The sequence below is a fragment of the Pseudomonas sp. HMSC066A08 genome (assembly GCF_001813025.1).
GTDB classification, from domain to species: domain Bacteria; phylum Pseudomonadota; class Gammaproteobacteria; order Pseudomonadales; family Pseudomonadaceae; genus Pseudomonas; species Pseudomonas aeruginosa.
This window is the reverse complement of sequence record NZ_KV811323.1, coordinates 2,283-26,435: the sequence shown is the minus strand read 5'-3', so window position 1 is coordinate 26,435 and position 24,153 is coordinate 2,283. Positions and strand designations below refer to the sequence as shown.

Genomic DNA, 24,153 nt, shown 5'->3' with positions numbered 1-24,153 from the left:
CGGGCCGGCGCCGAGCCGCCGGCCATCTATACTCCCTGCGTTACGCCAACCCAGCGGAGCGAGGGCCATGGACGACACATTCAGCGAGGCAGGCAGCGCGCCGCCGCGCCATGACGCTCAGCGTCCGGCGCTCGCCCCGCGGAGCGACGGTTTCGACATACACACCTACCATCCCGACTTCGTCGCCGATCCCTATCCGCTGTTGCGGCTGATCCGCTCCCGTGCGCCGGTCTGCCGCGACCAGGCCTCGATCTGGTGGATCAGTCGCTATGCCGATGTCTCGGCGTGCCTGCGCGACCGCCGTTTCTCCGCCGACCCCGCTCGCCTTGGCGCCGCTGGCGTCCGCCAGGGCGGCGCCAGCTGGTTCGGCCACCAGCAATTGCAACCGCTGGCGCGCTTCTACGACAACTTCATGCTGTTCAACGACGCGCCGCGGCACACCCGCCTGCGCAGGCTGTTCGCTCCGGCCTTCGGCCCCGACGCCGTGCGCCGCTGGGAAGCGTGCATCGAGGCGCTGGTGGAAGAGCTCCTCGACAGCTTGCTGGAGCGCCGCGAGCCCGATCTGCTCAGGGATTTCGCCGAACCGCTGACGATCCGGGTGGCCGCCGAGCTGTTCGGCTTTCCCCGCGAAGATACCGGGCAACTGCTGCCCTGGGGCCGCGATCTGGCCGCCGGGCTCGATCTCGCCGCCAGCCACGGCGATGCCGGGCAGATCAACCGCAGCGCGGCCGCCTTCAGCGACTACCTGCAACGCCAGGCGCGCGGCTGGAGCGATGGCTCTTCGCGGCGGTCGCCCGGCGCCGCGCCGAGCATCCTCGACGGCGCCGCGATGCTGGACGCCGGACTGGGTCTCGAGGACCTGGTGGCGGCCTATGCCATGGTGTTCATGGCCGCGTTCGAAACCACCATCAGCATGGTCGGCAACGCTACGCTGGCGCTGCTCACCCATCCCGACCAGCTCGATCTGCTGCGGCGGTGCCCGGAGCTGGCGGCGAACGCGGTGGAGGAACTGCTGCGCTTCGACGGCGCGGTGCGCGGTGGCGTGCGTTGCACCCTGGAGGAGGTGGAGATCGGCGGCCAACGGATTGCGCCTGGAGAGAAGGTCTGGCTGAGCTTCCTCGCGGCGAACCGCGACCCGGAGATGTTCGCCGCCCCCGACCGCCTGCAATTGCAGCGAGCGAACGCCAAGCAGCACGTGGCGTTCGCCCATGGTCCGCACTACTGCCTGGGCGCGTACCTGGCCCGGCTCGAATTGCAATGCGCATTGCGCGGCCTGGTGCGTCGCCGTTTCGCCCTGGCCTCGGAACCGACGGACCTGCGCTGGCGGCGCAGCTCGGTGTTCCGCACCCTGGAGCGCTTGCCGATCGTCCCGGAAGGCGACGCTCAGAAGACCTGGGAGTAGCGCAGGATCAGCCGGCTGCCCTCGCTGCGGTTGCGTGCGCCGTATTCGTGATAGGCGTTGAGGAACAGCCGCGACTTGCCCCAGCCGAACATCAGCGCTGGGCCGATGGCATCGACCCGCTCGCGGGAGTCCGGGCGGTCGTGGCCGTCGGCCCGCTCGTCGGTGATCTGTCGCAGGCTGTAGCCGGACAACCCGAGCCGCCAATGCGCATCCAGCGCCAGCGATACCGAGTAGTTGGCGTGGAACGCCTGGCCCGGTTGCAGGTAGTCGTCGGCCAACGGCGGCGCCGGGTCGCGATTCTTGCCCGGCAACAGGTACTGCAGGCGAGCGCTGGCTTCCCAGCCTTCGGCGAATTCCCAGGTCAGCGCGTAGTGCGGGTTGAAGCTCCAGTGGTTGCTGCCGGGATTGATCGCCCGATGCCTGTCGTAGCGCCCGGTGGGTAACTGGAAGGCGAGGTTCAGGCGCTGCCAGTAGGGCCGGCCGAACAGCTCGGTCTGCGGCCATTGCAGGATGAACGGACTGACGATCAGGTTGCCGAGGCCGTTGGCGCTGCCGGCGTGGGGTTCGAAGTCGGGATCGGCGAGCAGCACCGGGACGAGGATTTCCGCGCCGTAGTAGGCGCCGAATAGCTGGTGCTGGCTGATGTGGGCGAAGTGGCTGGTGGCGAGCAGGGTGCGCAGGCGGTTGCCGAGCGGGCGCCGGTGACCGTTGGCGTCCATGAAGTCGTCGGCCTCGTAGATATTCACGAACTGCTGGAACAGCGTGCCGGGCAGGGCCTTGCCGTCGAGGAAGGAGGTCTGGCCGAGGTTCATCCCCGGCAGCGCGGCGATAGCCTGGAACGAGGGCAGCAGCAGGGGCAGGGCCAGCAGGCTGGCCCGGATGCGGGTGGTCATGGGCGTGTCCTTCTTGTTGTTGTTTTCCACGGGGCAGCGCGTCAGTCCGGCAGGTAGTCGGGCTGGCGCTCGGGGCTGGCGCGCTGGAAGGCTTCGAGCGCCAGGCAGCGCCCCTCCAGTTCCAGCAACGCCGGGTAGGGCGCCAGGTCACAGCCCATGCGCCGGGCGTTGGCCAGTTGCGGCACCAGGCAGCACTCGACGATGCCCGCTGCGGCGCCGGCGAAGAAGGCGCCGCGACGGTGACGGGTCAGCAGGGTCTCCGCCGCCGCCAGGCCCTCGGCGACCCAGTGCGCGTACCAGCGCTGGCGGTCCTCGGCGTCTATGCCGAGGATCTGGGTCAGGTACTTGAGCACCCGCACGTTGTTCAGCGGGTGGATGTCGCAGGCCACCAGCAGGGCCAGTTCCAGCGCCTGGGCGCGATGCAGCGGGTCGAGAGGGATCAGGCGCGGTTCGGGCTGCACGGCGTCGAGGTAGTCGATGATCGCCAGCGACTGGCTGAACCGACGGCCGTCGGCGTCGACCAGGGTCGGCAGCGCGCCCATAGGGTTGCGCTGGCGGTCGGCCGGACGCAGTTGCTCGCCCTGCCGCAGGTTGACCGGCACTACCTGGTAATCCAGGCCTTTCAGGGCCAATGCGATGCGTACCCGATAGGACGTGGAGCTGTTGAAGAAGCTGTAGAGCTGCATGGGAAGTCCTGTTCAGAGAGTGGCGGAAGAAGGCCTGGCCCGGCGCCGGCCCAGGCGATGCACGGCCACGGCGGCGAGCAGCGCCGGGATCACCAGCAAGGCGAGGATGCCGCTGAAGCCCAGGCCCAGGCCGAGCAGGGCGCCGCCGCTGAGGGAGCCGACGATCGAGCCGATGCGGCCCAGGCCGAGGGCCCAACTGACCCCGGTGGCGCGGCTGCGGGTGGGATAGAAATCGGCGGCCAGGGCGTTGGCGCCGACCTGCGAGCCGCTGATGCAGAAACCGACGCCGGCGACGCACAGCGCCAGCAGGGCGAAGCTGTGGTAGAGGCTGGCGATGCCGAGGATGAACAGGGCGCCGCCGACGTAGGCCAGGCTCAGCACCCGATGCGCGTCGAAGCGATCCATGGCGCTGCCCAGGAGGAGTGCGCCGAGGGTGCCGCCGAACTGGAACATGGCGCTGATCGTCGCCGCCTCGCCGAGACTGAAGCCGGTGCCGCCGATCAGCGTCGGCAGCCAGTTGGTCAGCAGGTAGATGATCAGCAGGCCCATGAAAAAGGTGGCCCAGAGCAGCAGGGTGCCGCCGCGCAGCTCGGCGCCGAGGATCTGCCGCAGGGGCGAGGTGCCGTCGGACTCCTCGGCGGGCAGTTCGAGGCGTCCGGCCCAGCCGTCGGGCAGGCGCCCCAGGCGTTCGAGGATGCGCCGCAGGTGCGCCGCGTCCGGTGCGCGGCGGGCTAGGAAGCGCACCGACTCCGGCAGGCATGCCCAGAGCAGCGGCAGGCTCGCCAGGGGTAGGCCGCCGCCGAGCAGTAGCACGCTTTCCCAGCCCAGCGCCGGGACCAGCCGCGCGGCGAGCAGGCCGCCCAGCGCCGAGCCGAGGGTGAAGCCGCAGAACATCGCGGTGACCATCAGCGCACGGTGCCGGCGCGGGCAGTATTCGGAGGTCAGGGTGATCGCGTTGGGCATCGCCCCGCCCAGGCCGAGGCCGGTGAGAAAGCGCAGCAGGGCCAGGGTTTCCACCGAGCCGGCGTAGGCCGAGGCGAGGCTCCAGCCGCCGAAGAACAGCACCGAGAGCAGGAGCACGCTCTTGCGTCCGAAACGGTCGGCCAGCGGGCCGGCGGCGAAGGCGCCGAGAGCCAGGCCGGCCAGCGCGGCGCCGAGGATCGGGCTGAGTTGCGCCGGGCTCAGTTGCCAGTCGTGGGCCAGGGCCGGGGCGATGAAGCCGATGGCGGCGGTGTCGAATCCGTCCATGGCGACGATCAGGAAGCACAGCGACAGGACTCGCAACTGGAAGGCGGAAACCGCCTGCGCATCGATGAAAGCCTGGACGTCGATCTTGTTGTTCTTGTCGGGCGTAGGCATGAGCGTTCCTCGGCCGTCGCCGTGGCGACGGCCCGGATGAAGGGCAGGGTGGGCCCGCGCGGTGCGCGGGCGGTGGGTCAGACCACGCGGACGCTGAGTTCGCCGAGGCCGTCGATGGCGCCGAGCATCCGCTCGCCGCGCTCGACCGCGCCGACGCCTTCCGGGGTGCCGGTGAAGACCAGGTCGCCGGGGCGCAGCTCGAAGAAGCGCGACAGGTAGCTGACGGTTTCCGCCACCGACCAGATCAACTGGTCGATGTCGCTGCGCTGGCGATCCTCGCCGTCGACCTGGAGGCTGATGGCGGCGTGGCGCGGATGGCCGACCTGGCTGGCAGGGTAGAGCGGGCCGATCGGCGCCGAGCGGTCGAAGGCCTTGCCGATCTCCCAGGGCCGGCCCATCTCGCGCATGCGCATCTGCAGGTCGCGGCGGGTCATGTCCAGGCCCACCGCGTAGCCCCAGACGTGTTCCTCGGCCTGCTCCAGGGGGATGTCGCAGCCGCCCTTGCCGATCGCCGCCACCAGTTCGATCTCGTAGTGGTAGTTGCCGGTCTGGCTCGGGTAGGCCAGCTCCAGGGTGCTGCCGGCGGCGACCGGGACCACCGCGTCGGCCGGCTTGCAGAAGAAGAACGGCGGCTCGCGCTCGGGATCGAAGCCCATTTCCCGGGCGTGGGCGGCGTAGTTGCGGCCGACGCAGTAGACCCGCCGCACCGGGAAGGTCTGGTCGCTGCCATGGATGGTGAGGCTGACGGGCGCTTCGGGCGCGAAGAGATGGCTCATGGGACGGGTCCTTCAGTGGGCGAGGGTTTCGCGGGATTCGCGGAGGATGCCGAGCGCCTGCTGCACAGGGCGGTCGGAGAAACTGAACAGCACGCAGTCGGTGGTGCCGGCTTCCAGGCGCAGCTCGGCCCAGGAGGGCACGACGAACAGATCCTTGGCCTCGAAGGCGAAGCGCCGGCCGCCGATCTGCGCCACGCCGCTGCCTTCCACCACCGAATAGACGCTGGCGTCGGTGCTGCGCGCGGGCTGGCCGAGGAAGCCGGCCGGCAGCAGTTGCAGGCAGGTGGCGATGGTCGGCATGGCCCAGCCGCCGGTGGCCGGGTTGACGTAGCGCAGCTTGTGGCCTTCCCAGGGATCGGGTCGTTCGAGGCGCGCCAGGCGCTCGAGGGCCTCGCGGCTGCGCGCGTAGGGGTAGCTGAACAACGGCGAGGCCGGTGTCGACGGCTGATGGCGCAGCGGCAGCATGTTGCTGCCGTAGCGGGCGAGGCTGTCGCCTTCGCCTCGTCGCAACGGCTGTACCGGTTCGTCATGGTTCTCGGCGAAGGTGGCGCCGAAGAAACGCAGCATCGGGATGTCCAGGCCGTCCAGCCAGACCACCGGCTCGCCACCTTCCGCGACGGCGCGGTTGCCGTGGTCGTGCCAGGTCCAGGATGGGGTGATGATGAAGTCGCCCGGCTCCATGCGGGTGCGTTCGCCGTCCACCGAGGTGTAGGCGCCGTAGCCCTCGACGACGAAGCGCAGGGCCGACTGGGTGTGCCGGTGGCTGGGGGCGATCTCGCCCGGCAGGATCAGTTGCAGGCCGGCGTAGAGGCTCGGGGTGATCGCCGACTGGCCGGGAAGGTCCGGGTTCTCCAGCACCAGCACGCGGCGCACCGCTTCCTCGGCGCTGATCAGGTCGCCTGCCTCGAGCAGGAACGGGCGCAGTTCGCGATAGCGCCACAGCGCCGCCCGGCAGCCGCCGGCGGGTCGCGCCGGGACCAGGCTGTGCAGGGCTTCCCAGAGCGGGGTGAGGTGCTGCTGGCGGATGCGTCGATAGAAGTCGGCGCGCTTCTCGGTGGAATTGTCGTTATGCATACCGATGAATCTCCGGCGGGAGGAGGCGGGGCCGCCTCGGTCTGGTAGCCATTATTCGAGGTGAAGGCATAACCGAATAATGATATTTAGACATCGACCTATACGTATTCGAGGATGGCTTGCGATGGACTGGACCCGCCGCCTGCGCCTGCAACACCTGCAATTGCTGGTCAGCCTGATGGAGACCGGCAACCTCAGCGGCACCGCCCGGGCCGCACACACCACCCAACCGGGCCTGTCGAAGTGGCTCAAGGAACTGGAGGAGGACGTCGGCGCGCCGCTGTTCGAGCGTCACGCCCGTGGCCTGCGCCCGACGCCCTATGGCATGACCCTGTTCAACCACGCCCAGCGCGTGCTCACCGAGATGGAGCGGGCGCGGCAGAACCTCGAGGCGATGCGCAGCGGCAGCGGCAGCCGGGTGCTCCTCGGCACGTCGCCGGCCTCCGCGCCGAGCCTGGTACCGCGCGCATTGCGGGCGTTCCTCGGACGCTACCCCGGGGCCCAGGTGGAACTGCTCGAAGGCACCATGAACGGCCTTCTCGAACGGCTGGAGAAACGCCAGCTCGATGTGGTGGTGGGGCGCCTGGACAACTATGCGCCGCGCGCCAGCCTGCGCTGCGAGGTGCTCTACAGCGAGGCGATCGTGGTGATGGCGCGGCCCGGTCACCCGCTGGCCCAGGCCGCCGCGCTGGACTGGGAAGACGTGCGGCGCTACGACTGGATCGTCTGGCCGCCCGGCTCGCCGATCCGCAGCAAGCTCGACATGGCCCTGACCCAGGGCGGCCGGCAGCCGCCGGCCTACCGCCTGGAGTCATCGTCGATGCTGGCCAACATCGAATTGTTGCGCGGCAGCGACATGCTATCCATCGGCTCGGCGCGGGTGGTCGAGCACCTTGCCGGGCTCGGCCTGGTGGCCAGGCTGGCGCTGGAGATTCCCGGCGAGGGCGCGGTGGGCATGTGCTGGCGCGACGAACCGCACCGCGACCGCGCCAGCGAAGACCTGCTGGCCTGCCTGCGCGAAGGCGCGGCGGCCGAGTAGGGCGCCGGCCGGCGGGTGCTATTGCAAAAAGGCCGCGGCTTCTCGACAATGCGATTCATTATCATTCATGTGCCGGCCCGGCTTTCCCCATGTCCGCCCCGATCCTTCTCAGCGCCCACCATCGCGCCATGCATGCGCTGTACAGCGAGCACCATGGCTGGTTGCAGAACTGGCTGCGCGGCAAGCTGGGCTGCGCGGCGGACGCGGCGGACCTGGCCCAGGACACCTTCCTGCGCATCCTGCTCAAGCGCGAACTGCGCGAGATCGGCATACCGCGCGCGTTCCTGCGGACCATCGCCCGCGGCCTGGTGATCGACCACTGGCGTCGCGAGGAACTGCAGCGCGCCTACCTCGAAAGCATCGCCCACCTGCCCGAGGCACAGGCGCCGTCGCCCGAGGCGCGGGAACTGGTACTGGAGCTGCTGGAGGAGATCTCGCGGATGCTCGACGGGCTCAAGCCCAAGGTCCGTACCGCCTTCCTCCTGGCCCAGTGCGAAGACCTCAGCCACCGGCAGATCGCCGAACGCATGGGGGTTTCCCAGCGTAGCGTCGAGCGCTACGTGGCCGAGGCGCTGTACCACTGCTACCTGCTGCGCTACGGCGAATGAGCGGAGCCGTGGACGGGACGCGCGGTAGGGTCGACGAAGCGGTGGTCAGGCGGGCCATCCACTGGCTGGTCCGCCTGCGCTCGCAGCCGGGCGACGTTCGCCTGCAGCGCGCCTGCGCGGCCTGGCGCGCGGAGCACGGCGAGCACGAGCGGGCCTGGCAACAGGTCAGCGCGCTCAACGAAGAACTGCACGGACGCTTCAAGGCGCTGCCCGGCGGGGTCGCCTACGGCACCCTGGACAGCAGTGCACAGCGCCTGCAGCGGCGCCAGGCGCTGAAACTGCTATCGCTGCTGGTGGCCGGCGGCGCCGTGGCCTGGGTCGGGCGCGACAGCCTGCCCTGGCAACGCCTGAGCGCCGACTTCAGCACCGCCACCGGCGAGCGGCGCAGTATCGAGCTGGTCGACGGCACCCGCCTGCAACTGAACACCGACAGCGCGGTCGACGTGCGCTACGACGCCGGCCAGCGCCTGATCCTCCTCGCCCGCGGCGAGATCTTCCTCGCCAGCGGCGCCGATACGCAATCGCCCACGCACAGGCCGCTGCGGGTACGCACCGCGCAGGGACTGTTCGAGGCCCTCGGCACCCGTTTCAACGTACGCCTGCAAGATACCGCCACCTGTCTCAGCGTCAGCGAGGGTTCGGTGCGCATCGATGCCTTCGGCGCGCGTCCGCTGCAGGCACCGGTGGCCGAGGCGGGGCAGAGCTATCGGATCGCCGCCGACGGCGTGCGGCGCCTCGAACGGCCGCAGATGGACGCCGTGGCCTGGGCCGATGGCCTGATCGTCACCCGCGACATGCGCCTGGCCGACTTCCTCGCCGAGGTCGCCCGCTACCGCAACGGCTACCTCGGTTGCGCCGCGGAGGTCGCCGACCTGCGCCTGTCCGGGGTCTACCGCCTGGACGACACCGACAAGTTGCTGCAGGTGCTCGCGCGGACCCTGCCGGTGCGCCTGCAGCGGCATACCCGCTGGTGGGTGAGGGTGGTCGCCGCCTGAGTCGCGTCGGCGGCCGCGTGGACGCTTGCTTCCGCCCGGAGCGAAACGCACTGAAAATTATTTTCATTATTTTTGTCGGCTTTCCGCGACTGGTCCGGCTTTACCGATTGAACACCCTTCAACGACTCCAACGGATCCCGTTCATGACCGCCACCGCCGTCGTCTTCCGCAATGCCCCGTCGTCCCTCGATTTCCCCCGCGCCTCGCGCCTGAGCCGTTCGGTGCGCGCGGCCCTGCTGTCGCTGGCCATGGCGGCCGGCGCGGCGCCGCTCTGCGCCTCGGCCGCCGAAGCGGCGGCGGAACAGGCGCGGCCCTATGCGATCCCCGCCGGACAGTTGGGCGACGTGCTCAACCGCTTCGCCCGCGAAGCCGGCATCACCCTCTCGGCCACTCCGGCGCAGACCGGTGGCTACAGCTCCCAGGGGTTGCGCGGCAGTTTCACCGTGCAGCAGGGCCTGGCCCGGCTGCTCGCCGACACCCCGCTGGAAGCGGAAGACCAGGGCGACGGCAGCTTCGTCTTGCGCGAGGCGCCGGCAAAGGACGGCGACGTGCTGAACATGCAGGCAGTGGAAGTCTTCGCCCTCGGCAACAACCTGGGCAGCACCGATGGCTACCTGGCCACCCATAGCCAGATCGCCACCAAGACCAGCAAGCCGCTGCTGGAAACCAGCCAGACCGTCTCGGTGATCACCCGCGAGCAGATCGACGACACCGCCTCCAAGACCGTGCAGCAGGCGATGCGCTATACCCCCGGCATTTTCACCGGCCAGGTCGGCGCCTCCAACCGCTACGACTACGTGGTGATGCGTGGCTTCGCCGACAACAGCGTGGACAACATCTACCTCGACGGCCTCAAGGCCATGGGCGACAGCGGCACCTTCAGCTCGATGCAGGTCGACCCGTACTTCCTCGAACGCATCGATGTGCTCAAGGGGCCGTCCTCGGTGCTCTACGGCCGTAGCCTGCCGGGCGGCCTGGTGGCGCTGACCAGCAAGAAGCCGTTGTACGAGGACTACCGCCAGATCACCGGCAGCATCGGCAACATGGGCCAGAAGGAGATGGGCTTCGACTTCAGCGGGCCGCTCGACGGGGAGAAGCGCATCGCCTACCGCCTGGTCGGTCTCGGCAAGGGCTCGGACACCCAGTTCGATCACGTCAAGGAGGAGCGCTACGCCATCGCCCCGACCCTGGCCATCGACTTCAGCGATGACACCACCCTGACCCTGCAAGGCTACCTGCAACACGATCCCAACGGGGGCTACCACGGCGGCGTACCGGCCGACGGCACCCTGTCGCACCACAACGGCCGGCACATCTCCCGCGAATTCTTCGATGGCGAGCCGAGCAAGGACGACTTCGACCGCACCCAGCGGATGTTCGGCTACCAGTTGGAGCACCGCATCGACGACGTCTGGTCGGCGCGGCAGAACTTCCGCTACCTGGACTCCGACGTCGACCTGTCGCAGGTCTACGCCTACGGCTGGAGCGCCAGCGAGCCGAACAAGCTGAACCGCTACTTCAGCGGCGCCCGCGAGCACCTGCAGGCGTATATCGTCGACAACATGCTGCAGGCCGAATTCGCCACCGGCGCGGCGCGCCACACCCTGCTCACCGGCCTCGACTACCAGCGCCGGCGCACCGTGGTCGACTGGCGTTCCGGCTCGGCCTCGGCGCTGGACGCGTTCAACCCGGTCTACGGCGACGACGCCATCAGCTATTTCCCGGACGACAACCACACCCGGCGCCTGGAGCAGACCGGCGTCTACCTCCAGGACCTGATCGACGTCGACCAGTGGCGCTTCTCGCTCGGCCTGCGCCAGGACTGGGTCAGCGTCACCGACAAGAACCGCAGCACCGGCAGCAAGGCCGACGACGACTGGGAGAAATTCACCGGGCGGATCGGCGCGCTGTACCTGTTCGACAACGGCCTGGCGCCCTACGTCAGCTACTCCGAGTCGTTCAACCCGAACGCCTACTCCGACGCCTCCGGCACGCCCCTGGAGCCCACCGAGGGCAAGCAGTGGGAACTCGGCCTGAAGTTCCAGGCGCCGGGCAGCAACAGCTTCTACACCGCCTCGCTGTTCCATATCACCCAGGAAAACGTCGCCTCCAAGGAACCCCAGGACAACTTCTACACCTCGGTCGGCGAAGTGCGCTCCCAGGGGCTCGAACTGGAGGCCCACACCCAGCTCGGCGACAACCTGAAACTGCTCGGCAGCTACACCTACACCGACATCACCTACACCAAGTCGCTGGATGGCAACCAGGGCCATACGCCGAACCAGGCGCCCAAGCACATGGCTTCGCTGTGGGCCGACTATGCCTTCGACGCCGGTCCGCTCAGCGGCCTGAGCATCGGCGGCGGCGCGCGCTACGTCGGCGAGACCTGGGCGGACAAGGAAAACACCTTGCGGGTGCCGGACTACACCCTGGTCGACGCGCGGATCGGCTACGACCTCGGCAAGCTCGGCCTGAAAGGCCTGGACGTCAGCCTCAATGCCAACAACCTGCTGGACAAGGACTACGTGGCGTCCTGCTACAGCCTGGACTTCTGCTACTTCGGCGAGAAGCGCAACGTCACCGCGACGGTGAACTACCAGTTCTGACCGTCCACCCGGGCCCCGGCGCCAGCGCCGCGGTACCGGCCAAGCAGCCCGGCGCGCGACGTACGCGCCGGGCATTCGCCGGCGTCGCCGGCCGTACCCTGGTTACCTGGAGCCCCCATGCGCCCTGTCCTGGTCCTGCTGCACCGCTATGTCGGTCTGGCTACCGCGTTGTTCCTTTTCCTCGCCGGTCTCACCGGCAGCCTGCTGGCCTTCCATCATGAAATCGACGCATGGCTGAACCCCGGCTTCTACGCCGTGGGCGAGGGCGGCGAGCGCCTTTCCCCGGGCAGCCTGGTGCAACGCGTCGAGTCACGCTATCCGCGACAACTGGTGTGGTACATGGAGTATCCCGAGGCGGGCGGGCATCCGGCGTTGCTCGCCACCGTGCCGCGCGATGCCGGCGCCAAGGTCGAGCACGACGTGTTCTACCTCGACCCGGTCAGCGGCGAGGAAGTCGGCAAGCGCCTCTGGGCGGCCTGCTGCTTCCAGCCGGCGAACCTGGTTCCCTGGGTCCTGGAGTTCCACCACAACCTGACCCTGCCGGGGAACTGGGGCCTGTACCTGATGGGCGGGGTGGCGATGTTCTGGTTCCTCGACTGCTTCGTCGGCGCCTGGCTGACCCTGCCGCGCGGCCGGCCGTTCTGGAGCAAGTGGGCGACCGCCTGGAAGATCAAGCGCGGCAACGCCTACCGCTTCAACTTCGACCTGCATCGCGCCGGCGGCCTCTGGCTCTGGCTGCTGCTGGCGCCGGTGGCGCTGAGCAGCGTCGCCCTGAACCTGCCGAGCCAGGTGTTCAAGCCGCTGGTATCGCTGTTCTCGCCGATCGAACCGAGCGTCTACGAGGCGCGCGGGCGGCTGCCCAGGGAGCAACTGGGGGAAACCCGCCTGGACTACGACCGCACCTTCCGGTTGGCCAGCGCCGAAGCGGCGCGGCTGGGCATCGCCGAGCCGATCGGCGAGCTGTACTACAGCTTCGAATACAACTTCTTCGGTGCCGGCTTCGGCGACCACGACGACCCCATGGGCAAGTCCTGGCTGTTCTTCCACGGCAGCGACGGCCGCCTGCTCGGCCAGGAAGTCGCCGGGCAGGGCAGTTGGGGAGAGCGCTTCTACCGCTTGCAGTACCCGATCCACGGCGGGCGCATCGCCGGCCTGCCGGGACGCATCGCCATCGCCGCCCTCGGCCTGGCCATCGCCGGGCTGTCGCTGACCGGTGTCTACATCTGGTGGCGCAAGCGCCGGGCGCGCCACTGGAACGGCCGCTAGCCGGCTGTTAGTCTGGCTGCCTCCCACATCACCAGAGGATGGACGAATGAACGCAAGGATCGCCGCATTGGGATTGCTCCTGCCCCTGGCCGCCGGCAGCGCCGTGGCCGCGGAGGAGGGCAGCTCGGTCAAGGACGCGGCCAAGGCCGCGGTGTCCTCGGCCATCGAGACCGGCAAGAACCTCCTCGGCGGGGTCAGCGAGGGCATCACCAGCGGCCGCCAGTCGGCCCAGGGCGCCGATGGCGCCAAGGTGGTCTCCGACAACGCCGGCTTCGCCGAGATCGGCCAGGTCGAAGTGCTCAAGACCGAGCCGCGCGACCAGCAACTGGCCGTCACCCTCGGCTTCAAGAACGACAGCGACGCCACCGTGCGCCTGATCAACCTGACCCAGACCGGCGCGCTGCTGGTGATCGACAACGACGGCTACTCCAACGCCCTGGTCGCCCTCGCCAACCCCGACGACGTCACCGTGCCGGCCAAGGCCGGCATCCGCCAGACCTTCGTCTTCGAAGGCGGCGCGGAAGGGATCAAGGCGGTGCGCCTGTGGGGCAAGGACCTGCCGGTGAAATGAGAGGCGCGTCGCGCCTCCATCCCTTTCCTGGCCAGCGCTGCCGTAGGGCGAATAACGCCAAAGGCGTTATCCGCCGATACCCCGCTACATTGGCGGATAACCGCGGTGCGGTTATTCGCCCTACTTCGTAGCGGGTGAGAGAATCCGAAGGAATTGAAGGGGCTGATTTCTATGGAAAATAAATCTGCCACTTTTCTCCCTGTCCCCTTCCTCCACCAATCTGTGGAATATCCGCCCCTCGCGCAGTCCGCGAGTTATCTACCCCCTAACCCATAGACCAGATGAACATCCTCCGGCTCCAACCGATACAACTCCTCATCCGGTTCCATGCACAGCCGGCATCCGAGTCTCGTATAAAAATCCACCGTGTTCTGCGACGGCGTAGCCGAAACGTAGAGCGCGCTGGCGCCGAGGTGGCGGGCCTGGGTGGCGGCGAGGTGGAAGAGGTGGGCGCCGAGGCCGCGGCGGCGGTAGGCGTGGCTGAGGTGGAGGAACTTCAGTTGCAGCCGGTCGCGCTCGGGGCCGAGGCGGCGCGGGTCGAGGACTACCGCGCCGATCAGGCGGCCCTGGTCGAACAGGCCGAGGAACCAGCCGCCGCGGTCGAAGCAGTCGAGCAGGATCGGCGTGTAGTGCTCGGCCTCGCCCTCCGGCCAGCCGCGCATGTCGTAGAACTCGGGGCGCAGCACCAGTTGGCCGGCCTCGACGGAATACAGGTGTTCGATCACTTCGCTGCGGTCGATCTCCCAGACCAGGGGGATTTCGTCGCGGCGCAGCAGGCGTTCTTCGGTCATCGTGGTTTCCTTGCGCTGAGGCCGTACATCAGCGGCAGGCGCGGACGATCGGCGGGCGGCAGCATGCGTCCGCCGCCGCCGTCGCGCATGCCGTCGAAGCCGGCCCAGCCGTTGGCGTAGGGGTATTCCTCCAGCCGTTCGAGTTGCAGGCCGGCGCCGAGCAGGGCGCCGATCACATCGGCCAGGCCCCACTGGAACTCGTAGCTGGGATGAGGGTTGCTGAAGTTCTCGACGCCGGCGCGGTAGCCGGAGGGCGCCAGGCTGGCGCCGGACTCGGCGACGTAGTCGCTGACGCCGCTCTCGGCGATCGGCTCGCGGCTGAAGTAGTCGTAGGCCGGTTGCCAGTGTGGGTCGAAGTACAGGGCGAAAGGGTGGAACTCCACCAGGACGAAGCGCCCGCCGGGAACCAGTACCTGGGCGATGCCGTCGGCCCAGCGCTCGAGGTCGGAGAGCCAGACCAGCGTGCCGTAGGAGGCGAAGACCCGCTCGAAGCGTTCGCCACGGGTGGCGGCGACGGGCAGCCAGCGGAGGATGTCGTCGCGCTGGAAATCGGCGGCGATGCCGCTGTCGCGGGACAGCTGGCGGGCGAAGTCGATGGCGCTGTCGGCGATGTCGACCCCGGTGACGCGGGCGCCAAGGCGCGCCAGGCTCAGGCTGTCCTGTCCGGCGTTGCATTGCAGATGCAGCAGGCGCAGGCCGTCGAGATGGCCGAGCAGTTGCAGTTCCTCGGGATAGAGCGTGGAACCGCCGTTGCGGAAGAAGGCGGCCTGGTCGGCCTTGTGGCTGTTGTGCGCCCGGGTGGCGGCGTTCCACGACAGCCGGTTGGCCTCGTGCAGGTCGGATCGCATGGTTCGACTCCTTCCCTGGAGTGCGCCACCGCGCGGATGGCGGGTCCGGGGGATTACATGTCCTTGATGCTGCGCACCTGGTCCTTGTTGACGCGGGTGCGCTTGCCGTCCAGTTGCTCCAGTTCGTAGAAGCCGGAACTACGATCATAGCGCGGGGTATCCACCGCCTGGATCTCGCGGCCATCGTTGAGGGTGACGATGGTCGGGGTGGAGCAGCCGGCCAGGACGGCGAATGCGGACGAGAGCAACAGGGGGGGCAGCAGACGGGAGGTCATCGGAATTTTCCTTCGGACGGTTTTCGAGGCGGCGGATTCTACTCCAGTCGCGGCGCAACCGCTCTAGCCTGGATCACAGCGGCAAATTTCCGCTGCGATCGTACGTCTCTTCCGGTGAGCCGCCCGGATGGCGGCGCCTATTCGAAGGGAGATTCCATGTCTGCCGTTTCCACCTCGCTGTTGCTTTTCCTCAACCTGCTGGCCCCGGCCCAGGCCGCCCAGCCCGTGCCGCTGGCCGATGGCCGCATCGAGATCGCTGCCGGCGAGAGCCGCCAGCGCTACCTCGACCTTGCCCCCGGCGAGTTGCAGTTGCTCGACCTGGAGGTCGACCGCGGCCGCGTCCGCCTGCGCGCCACCACGCCCGACGGCAAGGCGTTGCGCGCGACGGAGCTGGCCGGACGCCAGTCGCTCGGCCTGCAGGCCGGCGAGCGCCAGGGCCTGCGCCTGACCTTCAGCGCCGACGAAGACACCGCGCTGACCCTGACCCCCACCCAGCGCCTCACCCCGCAGACCCCGGCGCTGGCCTCGCCGGCGCCGCAGAGCCCGACCCTGCAACGCCTGCAGGCGGAGCTTGCGGAAAAGCGCCCCGGCGCGCTGAAGGCGTTCTGGAAGCAGGTGGCGAAGCAGGGCACGCCGCTGGTGGAGCCGCTGGATGCCGAACGTGTGCTGGTCACCTTCCTCTGGCGCCAGCAGCGTCCCGGCGACGTGCGCCTGCTGTGGCCGACCCCGGAGGTCAACACCCGCCGCTTCGAGGCCCTGGCCGGCAGCGACGTACGCTACCTGAGCCTGCCGCTGCGCCGCGACGCACGGGTTTCCTACCAGCTCAGCGCCGACCTGCCGGACCTGCAACAGGCCGATCGCGGCACCTTGCGCCTGGCGTTGCAGGCGGCGGCGCGGCCGGACCCGCTGAGTCGCACGCCGTGGCTCAACAGCCGCGCGCTGCCGCGGGCCGAGCAGGCCTCGCTGGTGCAGCTCGGCGGCGCCCCTGCCGAGACCTGGGACCAGCCGCGCAAGGACGTGCCGCGCGGCAAGGTGGAGCGCCTCGGCTATACCAGCCGGGCCCTGGCCAACCAGCGCCAGCTGACGCTCTACACGCCGCCGGGCTACGACCCCGAGGGCCAGCGCTATCCGCTGCTGGTGCTGTTCGACGAGGACCACTACGCGCGCGACGTACCGACCCCGACCATCCTCGACAACCTGATCGCCGCCGGGCGCATCCGCCCGACCCTGGCGGTGATTGTCGGCAATGTCGACGCCAGCAGCCGGGGCCGCGAACTGCCCTGCAACGAGGCCTTCGCCGACATGCTCGCCCATGAGCTGTTGCCCTGGTTGCAGCAGCGCTATGCATTGAGCGAGGAACCTGCCGATCGCGTGCTTTCCGGCTCCAGCTACGGCGGGCTGGCCTCGGGCTGCATCGCCTACCGTTATCCGGAACGCTTCGGCAAGGTGCTGAGCCTGTCCGGCTCGTTCTGGTGGGGGCCGGACGAGCAGCAGCCGCAGTGGCTGGTACGGCAGTTCGCCGCTGGCGAGCGTTTGCCGCTGGCGTTCTTCCTCAGTTCCGGCCTGCTCGAGGAGCCCGAGGCGGATGGCATTCTCGGCAGCAACCGCAGCCTGCGCGCGGCGCTGCAAGGCAAGGGCTACCCGCTGCACTACCGCGAGTTCCCCGGCGGTCACGACTACGCGGCGTGGAGCCTGGAGCTTGCCGAAGGGTTGCAGGCCTTGTTGCCGGCGCATTGAGCCGGCTGGCTGGCGTGGGGCGGATAGCCGCTTGCGGTTAACCGCCGTGCCGCGGCCTGGAGGTGGGGGAAGGCTGTCCGGAGCGTGTCCGCAATGCCCACCGCGTTGCGGAATCGGAAAAAATCGTCCAAGGCCATTTGCCAGCGTCGGCGGATAGGGGACAATCGGCGTTCGCCTCAATCGAACGACAAGGATGTTCTCGATGCGCCGACTCTTGCGCCCGGTATTCTGCGCCGCGCTCTTCTGCCTGTACCCAGCGCTGGTCCAGGCTGCCGCCGAAAGCGAAATCCTCGGCCTGTTCCAGCGCTGGCAGGCTGCCCACGGGCAGCGCAGCGGCAAGGCCCTGGAAGGGGTCTATGCGCCGCGCCTGGACTACTATGGCCGCGCGCAGACGCGCGAGCGCACCCTCTCCGCCAAGCAGGCCTTCTTCGCCCGCCATCCCGACTTCGAGCAGCGCATCGTCGCTGCGCCGCAGATCGTGCCGGGCGACCAGGAAGGCCGCTACGAGGTGCGCTTCGTCAAGCAGGTACGCCTCGACGGACGCCTGCGCAACTATCCGGGGCTGCTCCTGGCCGAGCGCGCCGGGCCGGGCGATACCTGGCGCTTCGTCGGCGAGAGCGACGAGATCACCCGCTATGCCGTCGACCCGCGGTACACCCCGCTGGCGCGCGGCCGCTTCGCCGGTGCCGAAGCGGATTTCGCCTGGGTAGTGGCCCACGCGCCGAACAGCGCCGCCTTGTGCGACGAATACGAGGATTGCCGCTGCGACCTCTGGAGCGCCGACGCGCGCGTCCCGCCCAAGCCGCTGGGCAGTTGCACCGGCGCGGTGCTCAGCGTCCTCGGCGGCCTCGACGACAGCGGCCGCGAGCGTCTGCAACTGCTGCGTACCTGGTGGACCAGCACCTGGACCCGGTCGTCGCTGCTGGAAATCCGCGACGGCCAGTGGGTGCGGGTGCTGCCGGACATCTCCACCACCTGGGACGATGCCGAGGCCGAGCTGGTGCTGTACAAGGCCGACCCGCAGCAGCCGGGCCGAGTGCTGGTGACCGAAACCGCGATGGACGACGACGGCGACTGGAGCCACCGCACCCGCAGCGAGGCGCTGCGGCCCATACCCTGACGCCGGCCCCTTGGGCTGGGCGGCGCCAGGCCGTACAATCGACGGCTTTATGGCGAGCGTCGCCGCAGTCCAGGTTCCCGCATGCGCATCCACGTCTCCTTCATCGACCGTGTCGGCATCACCCAGGAGGTGCTGGCGCTGCTGGGTGGGCGCAACCTGAACCTGGATGCGGTGGAAATGGTGCCGCCGAACGTCTACATCGATGCACCGACCCTCAGTCCCGAAGTGCTGGAGGAACTGCGCGCAGCGCTGCTGGGCATCCGTGGCGTGCAGGCGATGACCGTGGTCGACATCCTTCCCGGCCAGCGCCGCCGCCTGCAGCTCGATGCGTTGCTGGCGGCGATGGCCGATCCGGTGCTGGCGGTGGACGGCAAGGGCCTGGTGCTGCTGGCCAACCCGGCCTTCAGCGAGCGCTGCGGACGCGACCCGGCCGGCGAGCGGCTGGCCAGCCTGTTCGACGATGAAACCCTGGAGGATGCGCTGGTCGAGCAGGGCTTCCGCCTGCCGCTGCGCGAAGTGACCTTCATGGGCCAGTCCCTGCTGCTCGATGCCACGCCGATCACCGAAGGGCCGGGCGAGGGCGAGCGGCACCTGGCCGGCGGCCTGTTGACCCTCTACGAACCGAACCGCATCGGCGAGCGCCTGGCGGCCTTGCACCATGACCATGCCGAGGGTTTCGAGATGCTCCTCGGCGATTCCCAGCCGATCCGCACCCTGAAGACCCGCGCGCAGCGCGTGGCGGCGCTCGACGCGCCGTTGCTGATCCACGGCGAGACCGGTACCGGCAAGGAACTGGTGGCGCGCGGCTGTCACGCCCTGAGTGCGCGGCACAACTCGCCGTTCCTGGCGCTGAACTGCGCGGCGTTGCCGGAGAACCTGGCCGAAAGCGAGCTGTTCGGCTACGCCCCCGGCGCCTTCACCGGCGCCCAGCGCGGCGGCAAGCCGGGCCTGCTGGAGCTGGCCCACCAGGGCACGGTGTTCCTCGACGAGATCGGCGAGATGTCCCCCTATCTGCAAGCCAAGCTGCTGCGCTTCCTCAGCGACGGCAGCTTCCGCCGGGTCGGCGGCGACCGCGAGGTGAGGGTCGACGTGCGGATCCTCAGCGCCACCCACCGCAACCTGGAGAAGATGGTCGCCGAGGGCAGCTTCCGCGAGGACCTGTTCTACCGCCTCAACGTGCTCAGCCTGGAAGTCCCGCCGCTGCGCGAGCGCGGCCACGACATCCTGCTGCTGGCGCGGCACTTCATGCAGCAGGCCTGCGCGCAGATCCAGCGCCCGGTGTGCCGGCTGGCACCGGGCACCTACCCGGCGCTGCTGAGCAACCGCTGGCCGGGCAACGTGCGCCAGTTGCAGAACGTGATCTTCCGCGCCGCTGCGATCTGCGAGAGCAGCCTGGTGGATATCGGCGACCTGGAAATCGCCGGCACCGCCGTGGCGCGGCAGAACGACGGCGAGGTGGGCAGCCTGGAGGAGGCGGTGGAGGGCTTCGAGAAAGCCCTGCTGGAGAAGCTCTACGTCAGCTATCCATCGACCCGCCAGTTGGCGGCGCGCCTGCAGACCTCGCACACCGCCATCGCCCACCGCCTGCGCAAGTACGGCATCGGTCCGCGCGCCTGAAGCGGGCTCAGCCCTCGCTGGAATACACCGGCTTGCCGGCGAACCAGGTCTTCAGCACCTTGGTTTCGCCCAGTTGCGTCTCCGGCACCTCGAACACGTCGCGGTCGAGGACGATGAAGTCCGCCTGCTTGCCCGGCTCCAGGCTGCCGATCCGGCGCTCCAGGCCGATGGTCCGCGCAGCGTTGCGGGTGTAGGCGTAGAACATGGTCTGGCGGTCCAGGCGTTCGCCGGCGTTGAGCACGCCCTGCGGGCCCTTGCGGGTCACCGCCTGCTGGATGGCCTTCCACGGCGACAGGCTGGACACCGGCCAGTCGCTGGCCCCGGCGATGGTCGCGCCCTTGCTTAGCAGGGAGTGCGCCGGGTACTGGTAGCGGTAGGCGAAGGCGCTGATGTAGGGCTTCATCAGGTCCACCGTGGTTTCATCGGCGGCGGCCCAGTACAGCTGCATCGAGGCGATCACGCCGAGCGGCCTGAAGCGCTCGAATTCCTTGGGATTGACCAGTTGCAGGTGGGTGATCGAATGGGCGATGCCGCTGTCGCGGTCGCGCCGCGCCTGCTGCATGCCGTTCAGCGCCTCGCGCACCGCGCGGTCGCCGATGGCGTGAACGTGGACCAGCCAGCCGCGGGCGTCGGCGGCACTGACCAGTTCGCCGAAGTGCGCCGGGTCGATCAGCAGTTCGCCCGTCTTCCTGCTGTTGCGGTAGGGCTCGAGGAGCGCGGCGGTCTGCGCCGGGTATTCCGGTACCCCATCGGCGAACACCTTGATTCCCGGCAGGGTCAGGTTGGGGCTGCCGAGGAAGCGCTGGCGCACCTTGTCCAGCACCTCGAGGTCGGCCGGCCGGCTGCGTGGATTGGCGACCAGGAGGGCGGCGACGTGGGCGCTGAGTTCGCCGCCCTTGGCCAGCCGCTGGTAGACCGGTAGCACGCCGACGGTGTTCTCGTCGGGCCTGAGGCTGAACAGGGCGTCGCCCGGCGAGCCATTGGCGGCCGGGTCCATCCATGCGGTCAGGCCCAGCGAGTTGCTGTAGCGCACCGCGCTGCGTCCGGCCTCCAGCATCTGTTCCGCGCTCGGCGCCGGCAGCACCGCGAGCACCGCGTCGAGACCGGCATCGGCGAGGAAGCCGTTGGGGGTGTCGTCGGCGTCGTGGCCGATGGTGTTGCGCTGTTCCTCGGGCAGGGCGCGGACCCGCGCGGTGTCGATGCCGGCGCGTTTCAGCATGGCGGCGTTGGCCCAGCCGGTGTGGTGGTCGCTGCCGATGAAGGCCAGCGGCTGGTCGGCCCATTCGCCGTGGTCGAAGCGCGCGCGGAAGTCCTTGACCTGGCTCCAGTAGGCGGTATGCATGCCGCTGACATTGAGCATGTCGCCATGTCGCGCCTTGCCGTTGTCGCGCCAGGCGCGCAGGCGCCGTTCCAGTTCGTCGAGGCTGACCTGTTCGTTGCCCATGTCCGCGCCGGCCAGCTCCAGGCCGCCGAACACCGCGTGCGAATGGGTGTCGATCAGGCCGGGCATCAGGCGCTTGCCGCCGAGATCGAGGACCTGGCTGTCGCCATCGGCCAGGGCGCGCAGCCTGGCCTCGTCGCCGACCGCGAGGATCCGCCCGTCCTCCACCGCCAGGGCCTCGGCGAAGGGTTGCTGCGGATTGGCGGTGAAGATCCTGGCGTTGACCACCAGCAGGTCGGCGGCGGCGAGGGCGTGCAGGGGGATGGCCAGGCAGGCGCCGGCGAGGAGGGTGGGAATCCGTTGCTTCATGGTGGTTTCCTTTGCTTCTTGGTCTTGTGTAGCGTGGCCCGGGCAAGGCGAGACTAGCCAAAGCGCCGGCCCGGCAGAACCGGGCGCGGCGCACAACACTTGTGCCGGAACGGAAGGAGTCGATGGACAAATTGAATGCCCTGGCGATGTTCGTCGCCACTGCCGAAACCGGTAGCTTCAGCCGTGGCGCCGAGCGCCTGGGCAAGACGCCCTCGGCGCTGACCAAGGCCGTCGCCCACCTGGAAGCGGAACTCGGTGCCCGCCTGTTCGAGCGCACCACCCGTAGCCTGGCGCTGACCGAGGCCGGGCAGATCTACCTGGAGGCGGCTCGTCAGTCCCTGGAAACGCTGCGCACGGCGGGGCAGGAGATCGAACTGCTGGAGTCGGAGTTGCGCGGCGAACTGCGCCTCGCCGCGCCGCCGTCGTTCGCCGCGGCATTCCTCCAGCAGGCCTGCGCCAGCTTCCTCGAGGCGCATCCGCGGATCAGCCTGCGGGTGGACCTCGACGAAACCTTCCTCGATCTCAGCGAAGGCGGCTACGACCTAGGCCTGCGCGACGGCCCCATCGACCTGCCGGGGCTGGTGGCGCGGCCGCTGGCGCCGAACCAGATCGTGCTTTGCGCCAGCCCCGCCTACCTGGCGCGGCAACCCGCGCCGCAAGGCCCGGAGGACTTCGAGCGGCACGCCTGGCTGGTCTTCCAGCACCCTTCGCTGAACCAGAATTTCTGGTGGATGGAACGCGACGGTGCCCGCCAGCGTATCGACCAGCCGCGCCCGCGACTGGCCAGCGACAACTACGACTTCCTGCTCGCCCACCTGCTGGCCGGGCTGGGCCTGCAGTTCTGCCCGCAGTGGAGCGTCGCGCCGCTGCTCGCCGAAGGGCGGCTGGTGCGCCTGCTCGGCGACTACCACTTCGACCCGGGGCCGTTCGGGCCCTCCATCCATGTCCTCTATCCGGGGCACCGGCGCAACACGCGGAAGGTCCGTGCGTTCCTCGAGCACCTGCGCGCCAGCTTGCAGCGACAGGGGCTGTGCCATCGGCTGTAACGCTTCGTTTACGAGCGGAACGAATTCGTTCCGGTTGCCGGAAAAACCTTTGCTGTCAGGCGTTTGCGCCCTGGTTCGGGAAATGTCCGGCGGGTCTGTAACGAAAGCGTTCCATGGCCGCCCTGTCCGGGTTTGGCCCGCGCCCGGCCACGCCCCGTGGCGACAGGGCCGGGGCCGCTTGGCACCCTGCTTGCTACGGGCAGCCGCAGAACAAAGTCCCGTCCCGACCGGGCGACCCGCTGACAATGAGGATCCAGCATGAGCAAGTTGCGCTTTACCACCGACCACGAATGGCTGCGCCAGGACGACGACGGGCTGCTGACCGTCGGCATCACCGCCTACGCCCAGGACGCCCTCGGTGACGTGGTATTCGTGCAGTTGCCGGAACTCGGCGAACACGCCGCCGGCAGTGAAGTGGCGGTGCTGGAGTCGGTCAAGGCCGCCAGCAACATCCTGATGCCGCTGGACGGCGAGGTGGTGGCGATCAACGACGCGCTGCCGGACGCCCCGGAGCTGGTCAACCAGGACCCGCTCGGCGAGGCCTGGTTCTTCCGCTTCCGTCCGGCCGACGCAGGCGCCTGGGAAAAGCTGCTCGACCAGGCCGCCTACGACCGCCTGCTGAACGCCAACGCCGACGCCTGAGGATCCCGTCATGACCGATAACCTGAACCTCGGCGCCATCGACCTGGGCACCGACGACGAATTCATCGCCCGCCATATCGGCCCGCGCGCCGCCGACACCCAGGCCATGCTCCAGCGCCTGGGCTACGACTCGCTGGACGCGCTGATCGGCAACGTGATCCCCGACAGCATCAAGGGCAGCAGCGTGCTCGACCTGCCGGCCGGCATGGGCGAGGCCGAGGCGCTGGCCAGCCTGAAGGCGATCGCCGCGCGCAATCGCGCGTTGCGTTCCTTCATCGGCCAGGGCTACTACAACTGCCACACCCCGGCACCGATCCTGCGCAACCTCCTGGAGAACCCGGCCTGGTACACCGCCTATACGCCGTACCAGCCGGAAATCTCCCAGGGCCGCCTGGAGGCGCTGCTGAACTTCCAGACCCTGGTCAGCGACCTCTCCGGCCTGCCGATCGCCAACGCCTCGATGCTCGACGAGGCGACCGCCGCCGCCGAGGCCATGACCTTCTGCAAGCGCCTGTCGAAGAACCGCACCAGCCAGGCATTCTTCGCCTCCCGCCATTGCCACCCGCAGACCCTCGACGTGCTGCGCACCCGTGCCGAGCCGCTGGGCATCGAGGTGGTGGTCGGCGACGAGAGCGCCATCGAAGACTTCTCCGCCTACTTCGGCGCGTTGCTGCAATACCCCACCTGCGACGGCGAGATCGTCGACTACCGCGAGCTGGTCAGCCGCTTCCATGCGGTCGATGCGCTGGTCGCGGTGGCCGCCGACCTGCTGGCGCTGACCCTGCTGACCCCGCCGGGCGAGTTCGGCGCCGACGTGGCCATCGGCAGCGCCCAGCGCTTCGGCGTGCCGCTCGGCTTCGGCGGCCCGCACGCGGCCTATTTCGCCACCCGCGACGCCTTCAAGCGGGACATGCCGGGACGCCTGGTCGGCGTCTCCATCGACCGCCACGGCAAGCCGGCCTACCGCCTGGCCATGCAGACCCGCGAGCAGCACATCCGCCGCGAGAAGGCCACCAGCAACATCTGCACCGCCCAGGTGCTGCTGGCCAACA

21 protein-coding genes and 1 pseudogene are annotated in these 24,153 nt (G+C 69.1%); 13 read left to right on the top strand and 9 right to left on the bottom strand.

Going from position 1 to position 24,153, the window contains the following annotated elements:
* The first annotated feature begins 67 nt into the window (after positions 1–67).
* On the top strand, positions 68–1,402 hold the full coding sequence (locus HMPREF2886_RS19740) for a cytochrome P450 (RefSeq protein WP_033978261.1): 1,335 nt from the start codon (positions 68–70) through the stop codon (positions 1,400–1,402).
* Here the strand turns inward: HMPREF2886_RS19740 and HMPREF2886_RS19735 are convergent.
* The 5 genes from HMPREF2886_RS19735 to gtdA form a co-directional block, all read right to left on the bottom strand.
* Complete coding sequence (locus HMPREF2886_RS19735) at positions 1,384–2,295, bottom strand: SphA family protein (RefSeq protein ID WP_058178262.1); 912 nt, start codon at positions 2,293–2,295, stop codon at positions 1,384–1,386. The genes HMPREF2886_RS19740 and HMPREF2886_RS19735 overlap by 19 nt on opposite strands.
* A 41-nt stretch (positions 2,296–2,336) precedes the next feature.
* A complete protein-coding gene (gene maiA / locus HMPREF2886_RS19730; protein WP_033978263.1) occupies positions 2,337–2,981 on the bottom strand; it encodes a maleylacetoacetate isomerase in 645 nt (214 codons plus the stop codon).
* 12 nt (positions 2,982–2,993) lie between these two features.
* A complete protein-coding gene (locus HMPREF2886_RS19725; protein ID WP_070748149.1) occupies positions 2,994–4,340 on the bottom strand; it encodes an MFS transporter in 1,347 nt (448 codons plus the stop codon).
* 77 nt (positions 4,341–4,417) lie between these two features.
* Complete coding sequence (locus HMPREF2886_RS19720; RefSeq protein WP_003116882.1) at positions 4,418–5,116, bottom strand: fumarylacetoacetate hydrolase family protein; 699 nt, start codon at positions 5,114–5,116, stop codon at positions 4,418–4,420.
* A gap of 12 nt (positions 5,117–5,128) precedes the next feature.
* Positions 5,129–6,190 (bottom strand): gentisate 1,2-dioxygenase, encoded by a 1,062-nt coding sequence (gtdA, locus tag HMPREF2886_RS19715; RefSeq protein WP_070748147.1) that lies wholly within the window; start codon positions 6,188–6,190, stop codon positions 5,129–5,131.
* A gap of 124 nt (positions 6,191–6,314) precedes the next feature.
* Here gtdA and HMPREF2886_RS19710 point away from each other — a divergent pair, with 124 nt between their 5' ends.
* From HMPREF2886_RS19710 to HMPREF2886_RS19685, 6 genes are all read left to right on the top strand, one after another.
* Positions 6,315–7,229, top strand: coding sequence for a LysR family transcriptional regulator (locus HMPREF2886_RS19710; protein ID WP_003089777.1), 915 nt, complete (start codon positions 6,315–6,317; stop codon positions 7,227–7,229).
* 89 nt (positions 7,230–7,318) lie between these two features.
* The gene (locus HMPREF2886_RS19705) at positions 7,319–7,837 is read left to right on the top strand and encodes a sigma-70 family RNA polymerase sigma factor (protein ID WP_023436326.1); all 519 of its coding nucleotides are present in this window, start codon (positions 7,319–7,321) and stop codon (positions 7,835–7,837) included.
* A gap of 8 nt (positions 7,838–7,845) precedes the next feature.
* Positions 7,846–8,832, top strand: a complete 987-nt coding sequence (gene foxR / locus HMPREF2886_RS19700; RefSeq protein WP_043548082.1) for an anti-sigma factor FoxR — start codon at positions 7,846–7,848, stop codon at positions 8,830–8,832.
* 143 nt (positions 8,833–8,975) lie between these two features.
* On the top strand, positions 8,976–11,438 hold the full coding sequence (gene foxA / locus HMPREF2886_RS19695) for a ferrioxamine receptor FoxA (protein ID WP_070748145.1): 2,463 nt from the start codon (positions 8,976–8,978) through the stop codon (positions 11,436–11,438).
* Positions 11,439–11,555: 117 nt separating this feature from the next.
* Complete coding sequence (locus tag HMPREF2886_RS19690; protein WP_033978269.1) at positions 11,556–12,704, top strand: PepSY-associated TM helix domain-containing protein; 1,149 nt, start codon at positions 11,556–11,558, stop codon at positions 12,702–12,704.
* A 46-nt stretch (positions 12,705–12,750) separates the two neighbouring features.
* On the top strand, positions 12,751–13,275 hold the full coding sequence (locus HMPREF2886_RS19685; protein WP_003120098.1) for a hypothetical protein: 525 nt from the start codon (positions 12,751–12,753) through the stop codon (positions 13,273–13,275).
* A 254-nt stretch (positions 13,276–13,529) separates the two neighbouring features.
* Here HMPREF2886_RS19685 and HMPREF2886_RS19680 read toward each other — a convergent pair whose 3' ends face one another.
* From HMPREF2886_RS19680 to HMPREF2886_RS19670, 3 genes are read right to left on the bottom strand one after another with little or no spacing between them, the layout of a single operon-like run.
* Positions 13,530–14,066: a GNAT family N-acetyltransferase gene (locus HMPREF2886_RS19680; RefSeq protein ID WP_070748143.1), complete on the bottom strand. Its 537-nt coding sequence runs from the start codon at positions 14,064–14,066 to the stop codon at positions 13,530–13,532.
* Positions 14,063–14,914, bottom strand: a complete 852-nt coding sequence (locus HMPREF2886_RS19675; protein ID WP_033978270.1) for a class I SAM-dependent methyltransferase — start codon at positions 14,912–14,914, stop codon at positions 14,063–14,065. The genes HMPREF2886_RS19680 and HMPREF2886_RS19675 overlap by 4 nt, the downstream gene beginning before the upstream one ends.
* A 53-nt stretch (positions 14,915–14,967) precedes the next feature.
* Positions 14,968–15,189 carry a YgdI/YgdR family lipoprotein gene (locus HMPREF2886_RS19670; RefSeq protein WP_070748141.1) on the bottom strand — a complete coding sequence of 74 codons (222 nt, stop codon included), beginning with the start codon at positions 15,187–15,189 and terminating at the stop codon, positions 14,968–14,970.
* Positions 15,190–15,345: 156 nt separating this feature from the next.
* On the opposite strand from HMPREF2886_RS19670, the gene HMPREF2886_RS19665 reads away from it, so the two are divergent.
* From HMPREF2886_RS19665 to HMPREF2886_RS19655, 3 genes are all read left to right on the top strand, one after another.
* Positions 15,346–16,926, top strand: a complete 1,581-nt coding sequence (locus HMPREF2886_RS19665) for an alpha/beta hydrolase (RefSeq protein WP_070748139.1) — start codon at positions 15,346–15,348, stop codon at positions 16,924–16,926.
* Between the two features lie 202 nt (positions 16,927–17,128).
* Positions 17,129–18,046: a hypothetical protein gene (locus HMPREF2886_RS19660; protein ID WP_033973806.1), complete on the top strand. Its 918-nt coding sequence runs from the start codon at positions 17,129–17,131 to the stop codon at positions 18,044–18,046.
* Between the two features lie 81 nt (positions 18,047–18,127).
* Complete coding sequence (locus HMPREF2886_RS19655; RefSeq protein ID WP_033973807.1) at positions 18,128–19,663, top strand: sigma-54-dependent transcriptional regulator; 1,536 nt, start codon at positions 18,128–18,130, stop codon at positions 19,661–19,663.
* Positions 19,664–19,670: 7 nt separating this feature from the next.
* Here HMPREF2886_RS19655 and HMPREF2886_RS19650 read toward each other — a convergent pair whose 3' ends face one another.
* Positions 19,671–21,413, bottom strand: coding sequence for an amidohydrolase (locus HMPREF2886_RS19650; protein ID WP_070748136.1), 1,743 nt, complete (start codon positions 21,411–21,413; stop codon positions 19,671–19,673).
* 122 nt (positions 21,414–21,535) lie between these two features.
* On the opposite strand from HMPREF2886_RS19650, the gene HMPREF2886_RS19645 reads away from it, so the two are divergent.
* The 3 genes and pseudogenes from HMPREF2886_RS19645 to HMPREF2886_RS19635 all read left to right on the top strand — a co-directional run.
* Positions 21,536–22,459 carry a LysR family transcriptional regulator gene (locus tag HMPREF2886_RS19645; RefSeq protein WP_033973809.1) on the top strand — a complete coding sequence of 308 codons (924 nt, stop codon included), beginning with the start codon at positions 21,536–21,538 and terminating at the stop codon, positions 22,457–22,459.
* A 258-nt stretch (positions 22,460–22,717) separates the two neighbouring features.
* On the top strand, positions 22,718–23,101 hold the full coding sequence (gene gcvH / locus HMPREF2886_RS19640) for a glycine cleavage system protein GcvH (protein ID WP_003089718.1): 384 nt from the start codon (positions 22,718–22,720) through the stop codon (positions 23,099–23,101).
* A 10-nt stretch (positions 23,102–23,111) separates the two neighbouring features.
* Positions 23,112–24,153 (top strand): annotated as a pseudogene (locus HMPREF2886_RS19635) (glycine dehydrogenase); the annotation flags it as partial.